Raw genomic sequence first — 20,175 nt, 5'->3', positions numbered from 1 at the left:
CCTCCCACCAGCTGCACCACCGTTCCCTGCGGCACCGCTGTCGGGGAACGGGCGTTCGAAGGAGCCGCCGATGAAGACTGCCCAGCGACTGCACGACCTCGGCACGGAGACCGCCTTCCGCGTCGCCCAGGCCGCCGCCGATTGGAAGGCGCAGGGGAATCGGGTCTATCCGTTCCACCTCGGCGATCTCGATTTTCCGATGGCCCCGCACATCGTCGAGGCGATGAACCGGGCGATCACGGACGGCAGGACCGGGTACTGTCCGGGGCCGGGGATCCCCGAGCTTCGGGCCGCGCTCGCTGAGGACATCGGATCCCGGCGCGGTCTCGACATCGATCCCGCCGAGGTGGTCGTCACGACTGGTGGCAAGCCGGTTATCACGAAGTTCCTCCAGGCGGTCATGGATCCCGGTGACTCCGTGCTCTACCCGAATCCCGGGTTCCCGATCTATGAGTCACAGATCGAATACCTCGGCGGGCGGGCGCTGCCGTACCGGTACGTGCCGACCGCCGACGGGTTCGCCATCGACCTCGACCATCTGCGGGCCTCGATCGACGAGACGACGGTGGCGATCATCTACAACGATCTGCAGAATCCCATCTCCGCGGAGTCGACGCCGGGGGAGCGGGAGGCGATCGCGCAGATCGCTGCCGAGCACGATCTCTGGGTGCTCTCCGATGAGGCGTACTTCGAGATGCGCTACGGCGGTGAGTCCGCGTCGATCGCCGCCCTGCCGGGGATGCGCGAGCGCACCGTCATCCTCTACACGTTCTCGAAGAAGTTCGCGATGACCGGGTCCCGGCTCGGGTGTGCGGTGGCCCCGAAGGAGGTCGCCGAGGCGATCTCGACGATGAACACGAACGACGAATCGTGCACGACCCACTACGTCCAGTGGGCGGGGATCGCGGCGCTGCAGGGACCGCAGGAGCCGGTCGCGGAGATGCTCGACGTGCTCCGTGCCCGCCGTGACGCCGCGTGCTCGCTCATCAACGCGATCCCCGGCATGGAGGTCGCCGTGCCGGAATCGACGTTCTACATCTTCCCCGACGTCACCGAGGCGATGGCGGTCAAGGGGATCGCGACCCTCTCCGACTTCTCCACTCAGGCCCTCCACGACACCGGGGTCTCGTTCTGCACCCGCGAGCACTTCGGTCGCCCGCAGCCGGGGGAGGAGCAGAAGTACATCCGGCTCGCGTACTCGGGTATCGGCGAGGACGATATCGTCGAAGGGCTGACGAAGCTCAGGGACTGGGTCGAGGCCGGGTGAGTCAGGGGCGGTGGGCGGTCACCGCAGACGGAACGTCGCCGTCCCCACGGCGTCGCGGACAGCGGCGAGCGTCTGCTCCGAGGTCTGGATGCTGCTGTCGATGACGTGGTCCTCGAGCTCGCCGAGGTGGCTGAACTGATACCACATCGTCGTGATCGGCTCCTCGTCGGTGAGGTCGTCGGGACCGGTGCGCGCGGTGGCGCGGTCGAGAGCGACCTCGCGGCTCGGCCGGAGGATGAGGTTGTGGACGGGCGGAGGATCAGGGTGCCGGGTGAGAACCCGGAAGTGATCGAGCATCCACGGTCCGACGATCCCATCGACGATGACGGTGTAGTCGCCCCGCGCGTAGATCTCGGCAGCGTGGACGATGACCTCCATGACCGTGTGGTTCTACGCCTCGGATTCCGGCAGGTAGGGCGGGATGGCACCGGCGGCGATGAAATGCCAGAAATCGTCGGTGTGCAGGTGGACGGATCGGGGGAAATCGTGAGCCAGGGCGCGGGCCGTCGTCGACTTCCCGGCTCCCGGAGGACCGGCGAGGATGATGATGTCGGCGCTCATGGTCGTCAGTGTACGGGCCGATTGGTTCCGCTCAGGAGACCGACCGTTCGCCGCCAGCCGATGGCCTCTGTGAGCAGGTCAGCAAGAGGAGTTGTGTCGAGGCCCTGCTCCATCTGGGCAAGTGTGTCGTCGACGGGGAGGTCGCCGGCCGCGTGTGTGCGGCGATGACATCGTGCACAGCGATCCACTTCGTCCGCCCCACCGCCGTTGCTCAACTGATGGCAGGATAGGCGCATGGCGCTCGACTTCACCCTCGTCCAGCTGAGGTACTTCCAGGAGGTGGCTCGACGAGAGAACATGACCGAGGCCGCCAAGCATCTCAATGTCACGCAGTCAGCGATTTCGACTGCGGTGGCTCAGCTCGAGCGGGTCCTCGGAATCGACCTGTTCATCCGTCGGCGGAATCGGTCAGTCGTTCTCTCAACCGCCGGGAAGCGATTCCTCGCCGAGGTGAACGCCGTGCTCGAGGCGACCGACGCCCTTGGAGAGACCGCTCTTGGCCTCGCGCGATCGCTAAGCGGAGACCTCACGGTCGGGGTGTTCTCTCCGATCGCTCCTACAAGGCTCCCGCTCATCCATGACGAGTTCGAAAGGCGCTACCCCGACGTGCGGGTGAATTACCTCGAAGCCGACCTGCAGGACCTTCAACGGGCTGTCCTCGCCGGAGACTGCGATCTCGCGCTGACTTACACCTTGGGACTGAGCGACCGCTTCGATGCCTATCTCATCGACGTCGTCGAACCGCATGTGCTCGTATCCCAGCACCACCGCCTCGGCGGGAGGGGTCGGATCCCAGCTCCGGTGCACCTGAGGGAACTCGCTGATGAGGACTACATCCAGCTCGATCTGCCGTTCAGCCGGCAGTACTACGACGAACTCTTCCGCATTGCCGGGATCGCTCCGCGAGTGCGGCATTCATTCTCGGGGTACGAAACGGTGCGGTCGTTCGTCGCGATGGGGCACGGATATTCGCTGCTCAGTCAGAGTGTGTCCTCGGGAACCTACATCGGCTCGAAGACTGTCGACGTGCCGCTCCTCGATGACTTTCCCACTATCGATCTTGCCTTCGTCTGGCCCCGCGAATTGCGCCTGAGCCGGCGGGCGCGAGCGTTCTGCGAGCTCACCGAGGAGATTCTGGGGCGACCGGACCGGGTGGCAGCGAGGTGACTCGTCCGGGCACGGCGGACGCGATGGCCCCATAGATTTTCCTGATGCCGAAGGCAAAGAGTATCTGTTGGACCAATGTGACGTTGGACGCAATGATGGGGGAAATCCGCGACGACAGCCTCGGGAGCAATGATGTCCGCAACACAGGTTCAGCAGACCGGCAAATCGACGAGTATGCAGAAGAAGGTGCTCGTCGGCGGCAGCATCGGCCAGTTCGTCGAGTTCTACGACTTCACTCTCTACGGCCTCTCGGCCGTGATCCTCTCCGAGTACTTCTTTCCGGACGGCGACCGAATCACTGGCCTGCTCGTCATCTTCGCCACGTTCGGCGTCGCATTCGTCATGCGCCCTCTTGGCGGACTCTTCTTCGGAGCCCTAGGAGACAAGGTCGGTCGTCGCAGGACCCTGACGATCACGATCTTCCTCGTCGGCATCTGCACCGCCCTGATCGGCGTCCTTCCCGGCTACGATCAGATCGGTTGGATCGCACCCACCCTGCTCATCCTTGCTCGCCTCGGCCAGGGATTCTCCGCCGGTGGAGAATCAGTCGGCGGCCCGTCGTTCGTCTATGAACATGCACCGACCGAGAAGCGCGGGCTGTGGATCAACATCACTCTGGCCGCCACGGCGCTGCCCTCGGTCTTCGCCGGTGGGCTCATCCTCCTTCTTTCGACGGTGCTCTCCGACGCGTCATTCGAGTCGTGGGGCTGGCGCATTCCGTTCCTGCTCGCATTGCCGCTCTCCGGTGTCGGCCTGTGGATCCGCTCGCGCACTGATGAGAGCGAACTCTTCAAGAAGACCGCCGAGGCGCGCCCGAAGGAGTTCAGCCCGATCCGCGAGTCGTTCCGCGAGAACTGGGTCGGCATGCTTCAGGTCTTCTTCGTTCTGGGCCTCACCGCTCTTGGCTTCTACATGCTTTCGGCCTACTTCGTCACCTACATCCAGACCGCCGGCGACCTCAATCGGGAACAGGCGCTTCTGACGAACGCCATTGCGATGGCAAGTTACACCCTCTTCCTGCCGATCGCCGGTCACTTGAGCGACCGCTTCGGGCGCAAACCGATGCTCATCGCCGGATCGATTCTCCTTGCTGTGGTGTCGATTCCCGCGTTCACCCTTGTGACGAGTGGAAACATGGGGCCGGCATTCATCGGGCAGACAATCTTCGTCCTCGCACTGTGCTGCTACGGCGGTGGATGCTACACGTTCTTCTGCGAACGTTTCTCGACGAAGACCCGCTTCACGTCAGCAGCGATCAGCTACAACATCGCCTACGCCGTCATGGGCGGCACCGCACCATTCGTCGGAACCTGGCTCGTCGACACCACGGGCGTCAATACTGCACCAGGGTTCTACATGGCCGCGTGCGCTGCAGTCGTCCTCGCTCTGATATTCATCACCCGCCTACCCGAAACCCGAGGACGTCTCGGATGACGTACAGCCAGCCTCACCAAACTGACCGCTGCGACCGAGCCTCATATGCCTCAGGTGTTATGTCAGAACCTCATGAGACGATCCGAGAATCAGGAAAGAGTAAGCCTATGAATGACACTGAAGCGAACGCCTCGAGCGACGCAGACTTCCTCGAAGACTTCCACCATGTCGCGACAATCGGGGCAACCGACAATGCCGGCGTCGACCGGCAGGCTGCCACGGTCGATGACGCGCGGACTCGCGACTGGATGCGCGGGTGGGCGGAGGCCCACGGCTTTGAGGTCCGTATCGACGCCATCGGCAATATGTTCGCGTGCTACGAATTCGTTCCCGGGTCTCCGTATGTCCTACTCGGTTCGCATCTCGACTCGCAGCCGCTGGGCGGGCGCTTCGACGGCGCATACGGGGTGATCGCAGCCCTTCATGCGGCGCTCAGGGTCAGGGAGAGCATCGCGGAATCGGGTCAAGTTCCCCAGTTCAACATGGCGGTCGTCAACTGGTTCAACGAGGAGGGCGGCCGGTTCGCCCCCTCGATCATGGGCAGCTCCGTCTACGCCGGTCTCTTCGACCTCGACGCGATGCTCGCCGTCCGCGACCTGGCCGGCGTTTCGGTGGCTGAGGCGCTCGCCGCAATCGGCTACGCCGGCACGGACACCCCGCCCGACGCGATTTCCTATGCGGAGATCCACATCGAACAAGGACGCATCCTCGAACGCGAGGCGACGGATATCGGTGTCGTCGAATCGAGCTGGTACACCCAGAAACTCGACATCGACGTCCTCGGCGAGCAGTCCCACACCGGAGCCACTGCGATGGCCGACCGTCACGACGCGCTCGTCGCGGCGGCCAAGGTCGTCCTCGCGGTGGCTGGAGTCGTTGACGAGTTCGATGATGAAGCCCTGGTGTCCTCGGTCGGCCAACACGTCGTCGAACCGAACTCCCCGATCGTCGTTCCCCGAAGAGTGCACATGGTGGCTGATCTTCGGTCCTCTGACCCTGCGATCGTGCAGTGTGCGCGGGATTCACTGCACGCTCAGATCACCGAGATCGCGAAAGACCATGACATCACCATCGACGTCGAAGACTTCGACATCCGGGATAAACGGTACTTCCCCGAAACCGGTGTCGAACTCGTCGAAAAGGCAGTCGCCAATGAGGGGCTGTCCGTCCGTCGCTTGGAGACGATGGCTGGCCATGACTCAGTAGCCATGAATCACCGTGTCCCCGCGGTGATGATGTTCGTCCCCAGTGTGGACGGAGTCTCCCACTGTGAGCGTGAGTTCACGAGGGACGCCGATATGGTGCGGGGCCTCGGCGTTCTCACGTCTGTGGCGGAAGACCTCGTCCGGGGAGAGCTCAGCGAGGACAGGGACGGTGCTGTATGGATCGGACGCTCCACAGCGACCGCCCAAACTCCTGTCCCGATTCCCGCAGCTGACTCTCGTTCCGGTGGCGATCTGCAGACGACCGCGGAGGCGGGCGCATGACCGAACTCTGGGCCCTGTCGGCCACCGAGGTGCTCGCGCGGTTCCGGACGAAGGACCTCTCACCCGTCGACTACCTCGAAGCGCTCATCGCGCGGATCGAGGAGAAGGACCCGGACATCGGCGCGGTCACGGAGATCGTCGAGGAGGCGGCCGCCTCGGCGCGGGATGCGGAGCGGTTCTACGTCCGCACACGACCCGAGGAGCTCGACGAGGTGCTCGCGATGCGCCCGCTCGCCGGTCTGCCCGTCATCGCCAAGGAGAAGCACGCGCTCGCCGGGCACACGATCTCCCAGGGCCTCGTGGCCGAATGCGCCACCATCGCCGTCGAGGACGCCGCGGTCATCCGCCGCATTCGCGACGCCGGCGGCTACATCCACGCCCGCGCCGCCTCGCCGGAGTTCAGCTGCGCGACGGTCACCCATTCACCGCTGTGGGGAGTGACCCGCAACCCGTGGCACCGGGACCTGTCCCCGGGCGGATCCTCCGGCGGATCGGGCGCTGCGCTCGCCGCCGGATTCGCACCGCTGGCCACAGCCTCGGACATCGCCGGATCGACGCGGCTGCCTGCCGCGTTCACCGGCACCGTCGGATTCAAGGCTCCCTACGGCCGCATCCCCGGTCAGCCTCCGCTTGCCGCCGACTGGTACCGGGGCGACGGCCCGATGGCCCGCACCGTCGCCGACACTGCACTGCTCGCCCGGGTCATGGCCGGCCGCGACCCCAGCGATCACGCGACCATCGACTCACCCGACCACCTCGCCGGTCTGCCCAGCGCCCCCGCCGAGGTGGTTGCCGGGCTCAAGGGGCTACGGATCGCTGTGTGCCTCCGGCTCGGCGACTTCCCCGTCGGCGACGACATCGCCCGCAACACGAGCGCCGTCGCCGCAGCGCTCGCGTTCGCCGAGGCCGATGTCGAGGAGGTCGTCCTGCCGTGGACGGCCGACCGGATCTTCGAGACCGCGTTCGCCCACTTCGGTGCCATCCTCGCCCCGGCGATGAGGGCCGCCACCCGCGGACACGAGGACACGCTCGCCGACTACACGCTGCAGTTCATGGCCGACGCCGAGGCGGTCGCCGCCCGCCGCCCGCTCGTCGACGGGCTCGCCCTGGAAGCCGAGATCCAGTCCGAGCTCACCGCCGCTCTCTCCGGGTTCGATGTGCTCCTGGCCCCCACCTCGGCGGTGGCAGCTCTCCTCGCCGATGCCAGCTACCTCGACGGGATCCGGATCGGCGCCGACGGGATCGGTCGCGAAGGGGACGGAGCGGGGCTCCGCCTCGACCACTATTGGAAGGCGCACATGACGATGCCGTTCAACATTGGCAACCGGGTGCCGGTCGTCAATGTGCCCTCGGGAATGGCCGACTGCGGGATCCCCACCGGCATCCAGGTGATCGGACGGCCGTTCGACGACCGCACGGCCTTCGCCGTCGCCGCCGCCATCGAGCTGTTGCGCCCGTGGACGGGACTCGCCCCGGACTGAGGGCACCCCGTTCTAGGGGAACCCGCTGCTCGCCTGACGGAACCTCCGGGCGCCTTTCGACTAGGGTGAGTTGACCAGCCGACATCGAGTGAACCGGAGCCGTCCTGCGCCTGCGCCCCCGCCACAGCCAGATCATCACGATCTCCGATGACATGCGCTCAACGGTGAGCTTGATCCCCGCACTCCTCGTCGGGGCCGTCGTCATCGTCGGTCTCGGATTCTCCCCGTTCGGCGCTGATTCGGCCGGTTTCGTCGATGCGACGCAGCGACTCATCGCCGTCTTCCTTGTCGCGTGGCCGGTGTACGCGCTGGTCTACCTCCTCTGGACCCACGCCGGACTGCAGGATCTCACTCAGGCGGAGCTCACCGTCCACTCGCGCTGGGCCATCGCCCGCAGGCGCCGTTGGACGTCGATCCTCTTCGGCAGCGGCGGCGCCGTGTCGTGGACGGTCGTCGCCGCCTTCGTTGCCATCATGCTCAACGTCTACCTCGTCACCCTCGGATCGAGCGAAGAGACCGTCGTCGCCGGTGCCCTCGGCATCGCCAACGTCATCGCCTCGTGGGCGGTCATGGTCTACTCGTTCGCCCTCGACTACATGCGCCTCGACCTGTGCGACGGCGGCAGCCAGGCGGCGCGACACCTCGAGTTCGACATGGAGGCGGAACGGGCCTTCAGCGACTACCTGACTTTCTCCGTGCTCACCTCGACGATGACGGCGGCGCTGCCGGGCCGAGCCATCACCCGCGCCGGGTGGAGACTCGTGCGCACCAACGTCATCGTCGCGTTCGCCTTCAACTCCGTTGTCGTCGCCACCCTCGTCTCGATGATCCTCTCCTACGTCATGGAGGCGTAGTCGAGCGTCTCCCCGGCGTGGGCTCCTCCCCATCTGCAGTATCAGAGCCGCCAGCAGCTGTTGAGCGGTGACTGGCCGGCGAAGGTCGTCGACGTGAACGCCTCGACGCGCGGCAGCGAGGCGAGGTACCCGCCGATGTGCGTGGGCGCGAGATTGTCCGCGAAGGTCACCGACCTGCCCGCATCGCACCAGGCCGCGGCCAGCCCCCGACCCTGCGCGAAGGGCACGACGTCGTCGAGGCGGCTGTGGTTGACGAGGACGGGAACGTCCGGGATCGCCGTCATGCCCAACCGCTGCTCGTCGAGGACCGCGGCGAACTCCTCCTCGACGAGCTGCTGGAAGTCCCCGCCGTTCTTCGTCAGCGTGCTCGTATCGACGAAGGCGTTGGTGAGAACGGCTTCGACCGTACACTGGCCGGCGGCGCGCTCGACCGTCTCCTGGCCCTTCTCGTTGAGGTGATCGTCGAGGTCGATGCCCGCCTGCTCCGCGAACGAATCCGCCCCGAAGAGGAGGAAACCGGTGTAGACGCCCGAGAGCCTGCCGACGGCGTCGTTGAGGTCGGTCGGGACGGCCCCCGCCGAGGCGGAGGCGAGGTTGAGCTCGGGAGCCCACTCCGCGGCGAGTTCGAGAGCCGCCGCCGTCGCCTGCCCGCCCTGGGAGTAGCCGCGCAGCTGCAGCTGGGTTTTCGCATCGATACCGCTTCCCTCGACCTGTTGGACGGCGCGGGCGGCGTCGAGCACGGCTCGGCCCTCCTCGACGCGGTTGAGGTAGCGATGCGGGCCCTCGGTGCCGAGCCCGATGTAGTCGACGACGATGACCGGACGGTCGGCAGCCAGCGCCGAGGTCACCCCGATGCCCTCGTACTCCGTGCCCATGCTCAGTTGCCGGCTGGGCGCGCACTTGTCGGCAGTGCCCTGCGTGCCCGGGGCGATGACGACGGCGTCCTGTGCCGGACCCTGGGAGTTCGCGGGGCTGAGCAGGGTGGCGGTGGCGGCACGGGCGGTGCCGCGGTCGTCGGTGGTGCGGTACATGAACGTCGTCGTCTTCGCGTTGTGCCTGATGAGCCGGACGGGGTCGAGGTAGAAGTCGGATTCGGCCTGCCTGACGACCGCACCGTTCTCCTCCGGCAGCGTGGCGGGTGTGTCGTAGAAGTCCGCGGGGACACCGGAAGCCGGGAGGTCCTCGACGGCGGCTGCGTATTCGACATCGGCGACGGTGATCTCGTCGGAGGACTCGACGACCGACCGTGCCTGTTCGACGCTCACACCGGCGGGAACGCTGCTGCGATCGAGTTCGGCGGGATCCTCGGCGGCCCGTTCGTCGTTGAGGCGTTCGGCTTCGGCGTCCGTCGTCGGGACGGGGTCGGCGGCGTGGGCTGGGGTCGCGATCGTGCCCACCGCCAGCGCGAGGCCGGCGATCGCTGCGGTGCCCACCGTGGTGAGCCGTCGCAGGGGCGGAATCAAAGTCGGTCGACGCGTGCTCATAGGTCTGCATTCCTGTTCTGTCGTGGATCTCGGCGTTGAGAGTGCGCGAACAGCCGACCGCCCGGGCTTCGGTGGAGCCGCGGGGGTCGACCAGGACGGGGTGCCCGTATGGTGACCGGCGCCACACATCCTACCGAACAGAACGACTGATCGGTAGTAAATCATCGGTCGGCCCGGCGACCGCATCGCCTCGCACCAGGGGCCGCGCACCGACTGATCACCGCCTCGACCCGCGGAATTCATCGACACCGATCCTGATCGGGCGTACGCTCAAAAATGGGTGCCGACCGTTGTGTCACTGCTCTGCCTGCGTGATCGTCGGCTGGTCACCGCGATCCGGCGGACGTCATCGTCACCGGTTCGATCACCGCCACGATTGCAAAGGAGCAACCATGCGAGCATCTGTGTCCGAGGGAGTCGGGTCACCGTTCACCACGCGGGACGTCGCCATCGACGAGCCCCGCGAGCGCGAAGTCCTCATCGATGTCAGGGCGTCGGGACTCTGTCATTCCGACCTCCACATCGTCGAGAGCGGCTACGGCTTCCCCTTTCCCGCTGTGTTCGGCCATGAGATCGCCGGCGTCGTCGAGGCGGTCGGCTCCGAGGTCACGACGATCAAAGTCGGCGACCACGTCGTCGGCTGCCTCATCCAATTCTGCGGAGTGTGCACGACGTGCCTGTCCGGGCGCACCTACGAGTGCCCGAACCCGCAGGCGACGGTGCGGGGACCGGACGAGCCGTCGCGCCTGAGCGCCGAGGACGGCACGGCGATCGCCTCGGGGTGGGGTCTCGGCGGCTTCGCCTCCCAAGCACTCGTCCACGAGAACCAGCTCGCCGTCGTCCGCGACGACCTCCCGTTCCCGCAGGCGGCGATCATCGGATGCGCGGTCGTCACCGGGGCCGGATCGGCGATCAACACCGCCGGCGTGCGCGTCGGCGACTCCGTCGCCGTCATCGGCACCGGCGGGGTCGGACTCAACGTCATCTCCGGCGCGCTCCTGGCCGGAGCCACGCACGTCATCGCCATCGACATCATCGACGCGAAGCTCGAGGTCGCGAAGAGCTTCGGCGCCACCGAGGTCATCAACTCCTCACAGGTCGACGCCGTCGAGGCGGTCAGGGAGCTCACCGGGGGAGGGGTCGACCACGCGTTCGAGGTCATCGGACTGCCGGCCACCCAGGAGCAGGCGATCGCGCTGCGCCGCGTCGGCGGGCACGCCTACCTCATCGGCATCGCCAAGCCCGACGCCACGGTCACTCTCGACACCTCGCTCGCCGCCCTCGTCAGCCATGCCAGCGTGCAGGGGGTGAGCATGGGATCGACGAACCTCAAACGCGACATCCCGATGTACGCCGACCTCTACATGCAGGGGCGGCTCAACCTCGACGGACTCATCAGCCAGGAGATCTCCCTCGACGACGTCGACGAGGCCTACGTCAAGCTGAAGAAGGGCGAGGTCATCCGCTCGATCATCACGCGCTTCTAGGCGCTGACGGTCGGTCGCCTCGGCGATATTCCCCGCCGAGGCGACCGTCAGTTCAGCGCGTAACGGGTCCTCAGGCGGGATCGAGGACGAAGTCGTAGACGGTGACCTCTCCCTCGCCGTCGGGGTTCGGCTGCGGGTCGAGGAGGAGTTCGGGCTTGACCGCCGAGGCGATGTCGTCGTCATTGTGCGGATCACCGGGGAAGTAGAGCTGCGAGGTGATGAGCTGGTGCTCCGGCGCGTGCACCTTGAAATGCAGGTGCGCGGGACGCCACGCATGCCACCCGGCTGCCGCGATGAGCTGACCGCACGCCCCATCGGTCGGGATCTGATAGGGCGCGGGCCGGATCGTGTGGATCTCGTACTCGCCGTTGTCGTTGGCCGTGAACGTCCCCCGCAGGTTCCACTCCGGCAGCCCCGGCGCGAACTGCGAATAGAAGCCGAGGTTGTCGGCATGCCAGAGCTCGAGCTTCGCCCCCGGCAGCGGAGTGCCGTCGACCGCGGTGACCTGGCCCTTGAAGACGAACGGTGTGCCCGGTTCGTCGTCGCGCATCGGGATCGTGCCGTTCCACTCCAGCTCCGGTGAGCCGCCGAGGTAGTACGGCCCTTCGATCGTGCCCTTCGACCCCTCCCGGTCGGCATTGGCGACCTCTTCGACGGAGTGCTCGAGCCACACGTCGAGGAAGAGCGGCCATTCGCCGTCCTCACCGACTTTGATGAGCCACGCTTTGAACGCGTTGTACTCCTCGTAGCTCAGCTGCTCCTCGACGACGAGGTCGTTGAGCGCCTTGATCGCCTTGCCGGCGAGCCGGGCGACCCGCTCCTGGTCGACAGCGGCGGTGCCGCCCTGTGCCTGGCGTTCGCGGAAGCGGGCCGAGGCGTTGGCGCCGGATTCGGCGGCCTTCGCCGTGACTTCGGACTGGAAGCTGTTCTCGGACATTGTCTCTCTCCTTGGGGTGATGGCGGATCGTCGTGCGGCGTCAGATGTGGGAGGGGTGGGTGGCCAGAGGCGTGACGTGGAGGCGCATATGCGGGAAGAGCGGCAGGCCGCTGAGCAGCTCATGGAGTTCGTCATTGTCGGCGACATCGAAGACCGAGAAGTTCGCGTACTCCCCGACGATGCGCCAGAGCTCCTTCCACCGGCCGTCGCGCTGCAGCTCCTGGGAGTAGGCCTTCTCGCGGGCGAGCAGCGCCGTCGTCTCGGCCGCGGAGAGGTCGGTGGGAAGGGTGACGTCCATTCTCACGAGGTACAGCATGGGAGGCTCCTTCGGTTGTCGACTCTGCGTCGTCGGGCGGGACAGCGGAGTCGGGCGGGTCAGTCGATGCGGTAGTGGGCGAGTTTGTCCTCATCGACGACCGTGCCGACGCCCGGGGCGGTGGGGGCGGCGACGCGACCGTCGACGATGCGCAGCGGTTCGGCGGCGAGGTCGTCGGCCATGTCGAGGAAGTTGGAGAGCTCTGCGGGGTAGCGCGAGGAGTGCTCGAAGGCGGCACCGAAGGTCACGGTGGCGATGCTGCCGAGCTGGGTGTCGATCTGGTTGCCCATGAGGACGTCGAGGCCGAGCGCCTCGGCGAAGGCGAGGATCTTGCCCGACTCCGTGAACCCGGTGCGTGCGGTCTTGATCGACAGGGCGCTCGCCCCGCCCGTGTGGATCTCCCGGGCCGCCGCGCCGAGATCGGGAGCCGACTCGTCGGCGACGATCGGGATCGGGGAGGTCGCGACGAGGCGGCGGCGGCCGAGCACCTCGGCGGCGTCGTCGGGCTCCTCGAAGAACCGCAGATCCGCCCCCGTCGTGCCCGCGAGCATCTGCGCGGCCTCGGTGGCCGTCCACCCGCGGTTGGCGTCGAGGTAGAGGAGGACGTCGGGGCCCACGGCCTCCCGCAGCGCGGTGACGAGGTCGACGTCGATGCCGACCGGGCGCCGGCCGACTTTGATCTTGAACGACCGCACCCCGTGCGTGTCGATGAACGCGAGCGCTTCGTCGACGACCGCCTCGGTGGGGGCGAACCCGAGCATGTGGGTCACGGCGAGCGACTCGCAGTACCCGCCGAGCAGCCGGTGCACGGACACCCCGGCCGCCTGCCCGATGAGGTCCCAGAGGGCGACGTCGATGCCGCCCTTCGCGGTGTGGTTGCCGACGGTGCGGCGCAGGCAGGCGTGGATGCCGGCTCGGTCGAGCGGATCGGCGCCGAGGAGCGCCTCGGCGAAGACGCCGTCGATGACGGCGATGACGGAAGCCAGGGTCTCCCCGTACGTATACGGCCGGGGCGGGATGTCGGCGCAGCCGGTCAGCCCCTCGTCGGTGTGCAGGCGCAGCAGGACGTGCTCGATGTGGTCGACTGCGCCGCTGGCGAACGCGAGCGGTTTGCGCATGGGGATGCGGTAGGGCACGGTCTCGACGGCGGTGATCCTCATGACGCGTCCTCCTCGGCGATCGCTGCGGTGACAGCAGGTTCGGCGATGGCCGCGGAGACGACCTCGGTGATGATCGCCGTCATCCGCTCCGTCGCCCGGGAGTCGTCATCGACCCGCCGGGCCAGGGAGAGCTCGGTGCACGGGGCGTCGACGATCGGGCGGAATTCGACGCCGGGCAGCGCCAGCGCCGAGGCGGTGCCCGGGACGACCGCCATGCCCAGTCCCGCGGCGATGAGGGACATGAGCGTCGAGGTCTGGGACGCGCGGATCGCGTAGTCCGGGGTCCGACGGTGAGCGCCGAGGAAGTTCGCCGTCGTCGTCGACATCACCGAGGTCTCCGGGTAGCCGACGAGGACGCGGCCGCTGATGTCGGCGGCCGTGATCGCCTCGGCGTCGACGAGGTCCGAATCCGAGGGGAGTGCGGCGATGCAGGGTTCGGAGCCGATGATCTGGCACAGCAGTCCCGTTGCCGGGGTGGTGCCGCGCAGCAGGGCGATGTCGATGGTGCGGTCGAGCAGCTGGGTGACAAGCTGCGGGGTGATCATCTCGCCGCTCACGCTCAGTTGCAGGCGCGGGGCCAGCGCCGCGGTGCGGCGCACCACCTGCGGCATCACCCCGTACGTCGTCGACCCGGTGAAGCCGAGGCGCAGCGGGCCCTGGAGCCCGGAGCCGATGAGACCGACCTCGGTGCCGAGGGTGTCGAGTTCGGCGAGCACCCGTTCGGCCTCCTCGAGCAGGTGAGCGCCGGCCGGGGTGACGGTGACCGAGCGCGTTGTGCGGTGGAGCAGGGTTGTGCCGAGCTGCCGTTCGAGTTTGCGGATCTGCTGCGAGAGGTAGGGCTGGGCGAGGCTGAGGCGCTCGGCGGCCCGCCCGAAATGGCGTTCCCTGGCGACCATCGCGAAGTACTGCAGCTGGCGGGTCTCGAGCATCATGCCCGCGCGGGGGTGAGCGGGCCGCCGGTCGGCGCGGCGGGTGCGGGTGGGATGAACATCGTCGTTCCTCTTCCAGTGATCTCGAGGGTGTGTCGTCAGACTATGCGCGGGGGCAGGACTTTTAAAGAACAGATTTCGTCTTGATTGAGACGTTCAGTGCATGAATCGCAGTCGTCCGGTCGCCTGCGCAGGCGCTCATGGAATTCACCGTTGTGCATGCACTTTAGTGGTATTAAAGTGAGTGAGTGCGGAGCTGATCGTGCTCCGCCGAGGCTGCGATGAGGAGGTGCGACCGTGATGATCGAGGACGACGACCCGCGCGAGATGCTCGCCCGGGCCGAGCGGGCCGGCGACGACGTCCGGCGCAGAGGCGCGTGGTATCCGCCGATGATGGTCGGCTTCGGCCTCGTGACGATCATCATCATCGGCGCCCTGCCCGCGGTGCGCGGCACCTGGGACGGGCTCCTCTTCACCCTCGCCGTGGTCGTCGGGGCCGGACTCCTCTACCGCTGGAAGTCCCGCCAGGAGATCCGCCCGGCGAGCAGGGCCCACACCTGGAGATGGGTCGCGGCCTGGGCGATCCTCTACGCGGTCGCCGTCGCCTGGGTCGGGCCCGTCGTCCTCGGAGACCGGATGGATCTGTGGCTGCTCATGGGGACCGTCGTCGCGCTGCCGGCCTTCGCCGAGGCGGCCCGGGCGGGAAGGAGGAATCGCCGATGAGCCATCCGCGCCACTCCCTCGATCCGCGCATCCACGCCCCGGTGCGGTTCTCCCTCATGGCGGCGCTCGCCGCGACGGGAGAAGCCGACTTCAAGGCTCTGCGCGAGACCCTCGAGGTCAGCGAATCACTGCTCTCCCAGCACATGCGGGTCCTCGAGGAAGCCGGATACGTCGACATCCGCAAGGGATTCGTCGGCAAGCGCGCCCGCACCTGGCTGTCCCTGACACCCGAGGGCCAGGCGGCCTTCGCCGCGCACTGGGAGACGCTCAGCGCCATCGCCGCGAATCCACTCGCCGCCCCCACCACCACAGATTGACCCCATCCACCACTGACTGAATCGGCCGCCCTGCGCGGGCATCGAGGCCGGTGAGGAGACCACCATGTCCACTGTCCCTACCCCGTCGCGCCCGAATTCCGTCGACACCCCGACCTCATCGCCGACTCCCCAGGGGCGCCGGCCAGGGTGGATCGAGCTCGGCGTCGGCTTCGCCGTCTTCGTCGCCCTCACCCTCGGGCTGACGTTCCTCCTCAAACCCGCCATCAGCCCCGAGGCATTCAGCATCGTCCTCATGGGTCTGTCGTTCATCGCCGGCACCGGGGGATTCGCCGCCGCGGTGGCCGTGCGCCTCCGCTCCGCCTCCGCCTTCGGGCTGCGCCCCACCGCCGGCCGGTGGCTGCTCCTCGGAGTCCTCGGCGGTCTCATCGCCTTCGCACTGAAGTTCCCGGCCACCTGGGTCTACGTCGCGGTGACCGGGGACTCGGGCAATGCGCAGAGCGACTGGTCGCAGACCGCGGCGACCGGACTCGTTCCCCTGCTGCTCGGACTCGTGCTCCTCGGGGTGCTCACCCCGATCGGGGAGGAGCTGTTCTTCCGCGGCGTCGTCACCACCGTGCTGCTGCGGTACGGTGCGATCGTCGGGGTCGTCGGCAGCGCACTGCTCTTCACGATCCTCCACGGCGTTCCGCAGACGATGCTCTCGGCCTTCATCGTCGGCCTCATCACCGGCGAACTCCGGCGACGCAGCGGCTCGGTATGGCCGGGCATCATCGCGCACATCATCTTCAATCTCTTCAGCACCGGGCTCGCATTCCTCGTCGCACCCGCCCTCGGCGGCTGACCGCCACCCACCCCAAACACCCTGTCGCCACCCCATCCGCCCACCTGACCAGGAGGAACCATGACCACGCTGACACTGCACTCCCGCCGCACCGGCATCCCGGCCCGCTATGAGATCACGGGTGCCGGGTTCCCGGCGACGCGGATCGGCTCACGCACCCTGCGCCGAGGCGGTGAGATCGACATCGACGGCGCTCGCTTCGCACTGACCAGCGGGTCCTTCGGGACCGCATACACTCTGCGCCCAGCGGCGCACGCTAACGCACCCGACGGGTCGGCGCAGCCGGTGGCGACCGCCGAGCGCACCGGAACCACCGGGTGGACCATCGCGGCGGGAGACCGCGACTACCGCCTCGCACCGGCCCCGGACTCGCGTGACCTCGAGCTGCGCGACGGCGACGGTGCGCTCTGCGGCCGGATCGGCCGCACCGGCTGGTCGAGCCGCGTCATCGGCGCCGAGTTCGACGGTCTCGACCGGCCGCTCGCCGTCTTCGTGCTCTGCCTCGGCCTTGCGACCGGCCAGCGGCGCCGCCGCACCGTCACGGTCGCCGGCGGATAGTGTCCGAAATATCGGACGGAACTTGGGCCAGACCACTTCCGTCCGCGCTCCCAGCGGACACAATGGAAGGGTAGTCAGAGACGATTCGGCCCCGACGGCCTCTCACCGTCAGGCCACGATCGGGAATCCACTCCGTCGGACACCGGTCGAACTGAGCTCAGGTCCCCGTGCGGGACCCCACGAAAGGGAATCCCATGACCGCCACGTCCGAAACCGGCGCCGCGACCACCTCGGCGACCGCACCGTCGTTCACCCAGCACGACCCGACCCGGGTCATCCGCGCCGACCGCGGACCTGAGATCACTGCGAAGAGCTGGCAGACCGAAGCCGCGAAGCGGATGCTCATGAACAACCTCGACCCCGAGGTCGCCGAACGCCCCGAGGACCTCGTCGTCTACGGCGGCACCGGCCGTGCCGCCCGCTCGTGGGAGGCCTACGACGCGATCGTGCGAACGCTGAACGACCTCGAGGACGATGAGACGCTGCTCGTCCAGTCCGGCAAGCCCGTCGGCGTGCTCCGGACCAACGAATGGGCGCCCCGCGTGCTCATCGCGAACTCCAACCTCGTCGGCGACTGGGCGAACTGGGAGCACTTCCGCGCCCTCGAAGCCGAAGGCCTGATGATGTACGGCCAGATGACCGCGGGCTCCTGGATCTACATCGCCACCCAGGGCATCCTCCAGGGCACCTACGAGACCTTCGGGGCGATCGCCCGCAAGCGCTTCGACGGGACGCTGGCCGGCACCCTCACCGTCACCGCCGGCTGCGGCGGCATGGGCGGCGCCCAGCCGCTGGCCGTCACCCTCAACGGCGGCGCCTGCCTCATCATCGACGTCGACCGGACCCGCCTCGACCGCCGCCAGGCCAAGCGCTACCTCGACGAGGTCGAGACCGACCTCGACACCGCGCTCGCCAAGGTCATCGAGGCGAAGCGGAACAAGCAGGCACTCTCCGTCGGACTCGTCGGCAACGCCGCGGAGATCCTCCCGCTCATCCTCGACCGTCCCGAGGCCGCCGAGGTCGACATCGTCACCGACCAGACCTCGGCCCACGACCCGCTGTCCTACCTGCCGCTCGGCGTCAGCCTCGACGACTGGCAGACCGAGGCCGAGCAGGACGCGGAGAAGTTCACGCTGCGCGCCGAAGAGGCGATGGCCGCCCACGTCAAGGCCATGGTCGAGTTCCAGGACCGCGGCGCCGAGGTGTTCGACTACGGCAACTCGATCCGCGACGAAGCACGCAAGGCCGGCTACGACCGCGCCTTCGCGTTCCCCGGCTTCGTCCCCGCCTACATCCGTCCCCTCTTCTGCGAAGGCCTCGGACCGTTCCGCTGGGTCGCGCTCTCCGGCGACCCGAAGGACATCGAGGTCACCGACGCCGCCCTCAAGGAGCTCTTCCCGGAGAACGAGTCCCTCCACCGCTGGCTCGACGCCGCCGCCGAATACGTCGAGTTCGAGGGACTGCCGGCCCGCATCTGCTGGCTCGGCTACAAGGAGCGCCACCAGGCCGGTCTGCTCTTCAACCAGCTCGTCGCCGAGGGCAAGGTCTCGGCCCCGATCGTCATCGGCCGCGACCACCTCGACTCCGGGTCCGTCGCCAGCCCCTACCGGGAGACCGAGTCGATGCTCGATGGCACTGACGCAGTCGCCGACTGGCCGCTGCTCAACGCCCTCGTCAACACCTCCTCGGGCGCTACGTGGGTCTCGATCCACCACGGCGGCGGCGTCGGCATCGGACGGTCCATCCACGCCGGACAGGTGTCCGTGGCCGACGGCACGGAGCTCGCGGCGAAGAAGCTCGCCCGCCTGCTCACCAACGACCCCGGCATGGGCGTCATCCGCCACGTCGACGCCGGCTACGACCGCGCCGTCGAGGTCGCCGGGCAGCGCGGCATGCGCATCCCGATGATCCCCGAACTCGACGTCCGCGACGAGGAATCGGCAGCCCAGTGATGAAGCTCCTCACCGGCATCAGCGAACTCGTCACGAACTCGGACCCCACCGAGCTCATGGCCCGCCCCAGCCTCGGCGCGGGAGACCTCTTCGCCCTCACCGACGCCGCGGTGATCATCGACGGTGAGACCATCGCCTGGTCCGGTCCCGCCGCCGAGGCGGACGCCGCCCTGGCAGCGCTCCTGCTCACCGCCCCCGACGCCGAGGTCGAGACGATCGACCTCGGCGGTCGGGCCGTTCTTCCCGGCTTCGTCGACAGCCACAACCACCTCATCTTCGCCGGTGACCGCTCGGCGGAGTTCGCCGCCCGGATGGCGGGGGAGAAGTACTCCGCCGGGGGCATCGCGACGACGGTCGCGGCGACCCGTGCGGCCAGCGACGAGGAGCTCGAGGCCAACCTCGTCCACCTCCTCGACCAGGCCACCCGGTCCGGCACGACGACGTTCGAGATCAAGTCCGGCTACGGACTCGACCTCGCCGACGAGATCCGGGCGCTCGAGATCATCGGCCGCCACACCCCGGAGTCCACGCTCATGGCCGCCCATGTCGTGCCGCCGGAGCACAAGGACGACCCGGAGGCCTACGTCAGCCTCATCATCGACGAGATCATCCCCGCCGCGTCCGGCCTGGCGAAGTGGATCGACGTGTTCTGCGAAGAGGGTGCGTTCGACGAGGACCACACCCGGCGGATCGTCGAGGCCGGCGTCGCCGCGGGACTGCGGCCGCGCCTCCACGCGAACCAGCTCACCGCCGGCGGGGCGCTCCAGCTCGGGGCCGAACTCGGCTGCGTCTCCGTCGACCATGCGACCTTCGCCTCCGATGAGGACCTCGCCGTCCTCGCCGCCGCAGGCACCGTCGTCACCCTGCTGCCCGGCGTCGAGTTCTCGACCCGACAGCCCTACCCCGACGTCCGCCGCTACCTCGCGGCCGGGGTGAACATCGCGATCGCCACCGACTGCAACCCCGGATCGTGCTTCACCAACAGCATGCCCTTCTGCATCGCCGTGGCCGTGCGCGATATGCACTTCACCGTCGACCAGGCCGTGTGGGCGGCGACCGCCGGCGGCGCCCACGCGCTCGATCGCACCGACATCGGCCACCTCGGCGCCGGGGCCCGGGCCGACCTCACGGTCCTCGACGCCCCCAGCCACCGGCACCTGGCCTACCGGCCCGGAGTCCAGCTCGTCGACCGCGTCTACCGCGACGGTGAGCTCGTCGCCGACAACCGTCCGACCACCTCGGCGGACTGAGGATTCGAA

20 protein-coding genes are annotated in these 20,175 nt (G+C 67.9%); 13 read left to right on the top strand and 7 right to left on the bottom strand.

Translation table 11 applies throughout. The features are described from left to right. Window positions 1-70 precede the first annotated feature (70 nt). A complete protein-coding gene (locus FFS20_RS06190; RefSeq protein WP_137825039.1) occupies window positions 71-1,267 on the top strand; it encodes an aminotransferase class I/II-fold pyridoxal phosphate-dependent enzyme in 1,197 nt (398 codons plus the stop codon). A gap of 18 nt (window positions 1,268-1,285) precedes the next feature. On the opposite strand, the gene FFS20_RS06185 is transcribed toward FFS20_RS06190, so the two are convergent. Beyond that, window positions 1,286-1,645: a hypothetical protein gene (locus FFS20_RS06185; protein ID WP_212743296.1), complete on the bottom strand. Its 360-nt coding sequence runs from the start codon at window positions 1,643-1,645 to the stop codon at window positions 1,286-1,288. Between the two features lie 12 nt (window positions 1,646-1,657). After that, complete coding sequence (locus FFS20_RS18080) at window positions 1,658-1,828, bottom strand: zeta toxin family protein (protein WP_212743295.1); 171 nt, start codon at window positions 1,826-1,828, stop codon at window positions 1,658-1,660. Between the two features lie 234 nt (window positions 1,829-2,062). Here FFS20_RS18080 and FFS20_RS06180 point away from each other — a divergent pair, with 234 nt between their 5' ends. The 5 genes from FFS20_RS06180 (at window position 2,063) to FFS20_RS06160 (ending at window position 8,251) form a co-directional block, all read left to right on the top strand. After that, the gene (locus tag FFS20_RS06180; RefSeq protein WP_137825038.1) at window positions 2,063-2,995 is read left to right on the top strand and encodes a LysR substrate-binding domain-containing protein; all 933 of its coding nucleotides are present in this window, start codon (window positions 2,063-2,065) and stop codon (window positions 2,993-2,995) included. 132 nt (window positions 2,996-3,127) lie between these two features. Next, complete coding sequence (locus FFS20_RS06175; RefSeq protein ID WP_249356703.1) at window positions 3,128-4,429, top strand: MFS transporter; 1,302 nt, start codon at window positions 3,128-3,130, stop codon at window positions 4,427-4,429. 107 nt (window positions 4,430-4,536) lie between these two features. Next, window positions 4,537-5,916 (top strand): M20 family metallo-hydrolase, encoded by a 1,380-nt coding sequence (locus tag FFS20_RS06170; RefSeq protein WP_137825057.1) that lies wholly within the window; start codon window positions 4,537-4,539, stop codon window positions 5,914-5,916. Continuing rightward, the gene (locus FFS20_RS06165; protein ID WP_137825037.1) at window positions 5,913-7,397 is read left to right on the top strand and encodes an amidase; all 1,485 of its coding nucleotides are present in this window, start codon (window positions 5,913-5,915) and stop codon (window positions 7,395-7,397) included. Before FFS20_RS06170 ends, FFS20_RS06165 begins: the two co-directional genes overlap by 4 nt. Before the next feature lie 164 nt (window positions 7,398-7,561). Beyond that, window positions 7,562-8,251 carry a DUF1345 domain-containing protein gene (locus FFS20_RS06160; protein ID WP_249356702.1) on the top strand — a complete coding sequence of 230 codons (690 nt, stop codon included), beginning with the start codon at window positions 7,562-7,564 and terminating at the stop codon, window positions 8,249-8,251. A gap of 41 nt (window positions 8,252-8,292) precedes the next feature. Here FFS20_RS06160 and FFS20_RS06155 read toward each other — a convergent pair whose 3' ends face one another. Next, a complete protein-coding gene (locus FFS20_RS06155) occupies window positions 8,293-9,735 on the bottom strand; it encodes a lipase family protein (RefSeq protein ID WP_171007012.1) in 1,443 nt (480 codons plus the stop codon). Window positions 9,736-10,127: 392 nt separating this feature from the next. On the opposite strand from FFS20_RS06155, the gene FFS20_RS06150 reads away from it, so the two are divergent. After that, window positions 10,128-11,222, top strand: a complete 1,095-nt coding sequence (locus FFS20_RS06150; protein ID WP_171007011.1) for a Zn-dependent alcohol dehydrogenase — start codon at window positions 10,128-10,130, stop codon at window positions 11,220-11,222. 70 nt (window positions 11,223-11,292) lie between these two features. Here the strand turns inward: FFS20_RS06150 and catA are convergent, their stop codons facing one another. Genes catA through FFS20_RS06130 form a run of 4 tightly spaced genes read right to left on the bottom strand, consistent with a single transcriptional unit; the run spans window position 11,293 to window position 14,567 of the window. Next, entirely contained in the window at window positions 11,293-12,159 is an 867-nt protein-coding gene (catA, locus tag FFS20_RS06145) for a catechol 1,2-dioxygenase (RefSeq protein WP_137825034.1), read from the bottom strand. Between the two features lie 40 nt (window positions 12,160-12,199). Next, a complete protein-coding gene (gene catC / locus FFS20_RS06140) occupies window positions 12,200-12,475 on the bottom strand; it encodes a muconolactone Delta-isomerase (RefSeq protein ID WP_137825033.1) in 276 nt (91 codons plus the stop codon). A 59-nt stretch (window positions 12,476-12,534) separates the two neighbouring features. Next, the gene (locus tag FFS20_RS06135; RefSeq protein WP_137825032.1) at window positions 12,535-13,635 is read right to left on the bottom strand and encodes an enolase C-terminal domain-like protein; all 1,101 of its coding nucleotides are present in this window, start codon (window positions 13,633-13,635) and stop codon (window positions 12,535-12,537) included. After that, window positions 13,632-14,567, bottom strand: coding sequence for a LysR substrate-binding domain-containing protein (locus FFS20_RS06130; RefSeq protein ID WP_137825031.1), 936 nt, complete (start codon window positions 14,565-14,567; stop codon window positions 13,632-13,634). Before FFS20_RS06130 ends, FFS20_RS06135 begins: the two co-directional genes overlap by 4 nt. Before the next feature lie 297 nt (window positions 14,568-14,864). Here FFS20_RS06130 and FFS20_RS06125 point away from each other — a divergent pair, with 297 nt between their 5' ends. The 6 genes from FFS20_RS06125 (at window position 14,865) to hutI (ending at window position 20,166) form a co-directional block, all read left to right on the top strand. Further along, on the top strand, window positions 14,865-15,287 hold the full coding sequence (locus FFS20_RS06125; RefSeq protein ID WP_140955382.1) for a hypothetical protein: 423 nt from the start codon (window positions 14,865-14,867) through the stop codon (window positions 15,285-15,287). Beyond that, window positions 15,284-15,604 carry a transcriptional regulator gene (locus tag FFS20_RS06120; protein WP_137825029.1) on the top strand — a complete coding sequence of 107 codons (321 nt, stop codon included), beginning with the start codon at window positions 15,284-15,286 and terminating at the stop codon, window positions 15,602-15,604. Before FFS20_RS06125 ends, FFS20_RS06120 begins: the two co-directional genes overlap by 4 nt. A 64-nt stretch (window positions 15,605-15,668) precedes the next feature. After that, the gene (locus FFS20_RS06115) at window positions 15,669-16,406 is read left to right on the top strand and encodes a type II CAAX endopeptidase family protein (RefSeq protein WP_137825028.1); all 738 of its coding nucleotides are present in this window, start codon (window positions 15,669-15,671) and stop codon (window positions 16,404-16,406) included. Window positions 16,407-16,466: 60 nt separating this feature from the next. After that, complete coding sequence (locus tag FFS20_RS06110) at window positions 16,467-16,964, top strand: hypothetical protein (protein WP_137825027.1); 498 nt, start codon at window positions 16,467-16,469, stop codon at window positions 16,962-16,964. A gap of 194 nt (window positions 16,965-17,158) precedes the next feature. Beyond that, the gene (gene hutU, locus FFS20_RS06105; RefSeq protein WP_137825026.1) at window positions 17,159-18,916 is read left to right on the top strand and encodes a urocanate hydratase; all 1,758 of its coding nucleotides are present in this window, start codon (window positions 17,159-17,161) and stop codon (window positions 18,914-18,916) included. Continuing rightward, window positions 18,916-20,166, top strand: a complete 1,251-nt coding sequence (gene hutI / locus FFS20_RS06100) for an imidazolonepropionase (protein ID WP_137825055.1) — start codon at window positions 18,916-18,918, stop codon at window positions 20,164-20,166. Before hutU ends, hutI begins: the two co-directional genes overlap by 1 nt. The last annotated feature ends 9 nt before the right edge of the window (window positions 20,167-20,175 follow it).

It is taken from the genome of Brevibacterium sp. 2SA (assembly GCF_005502845.1).
Classification (GTDB): domain Bacteria; phylum Actinomycetota; class Actinomycetes; order Actinomycetales; family Brevibacteriaceae; genus Brevibacterium.
The sequence above is the reverse complement of the archived record's forward strand: the minus strand, read 5'-3'. Positions and strand labels throughout refer to the sequence as shown.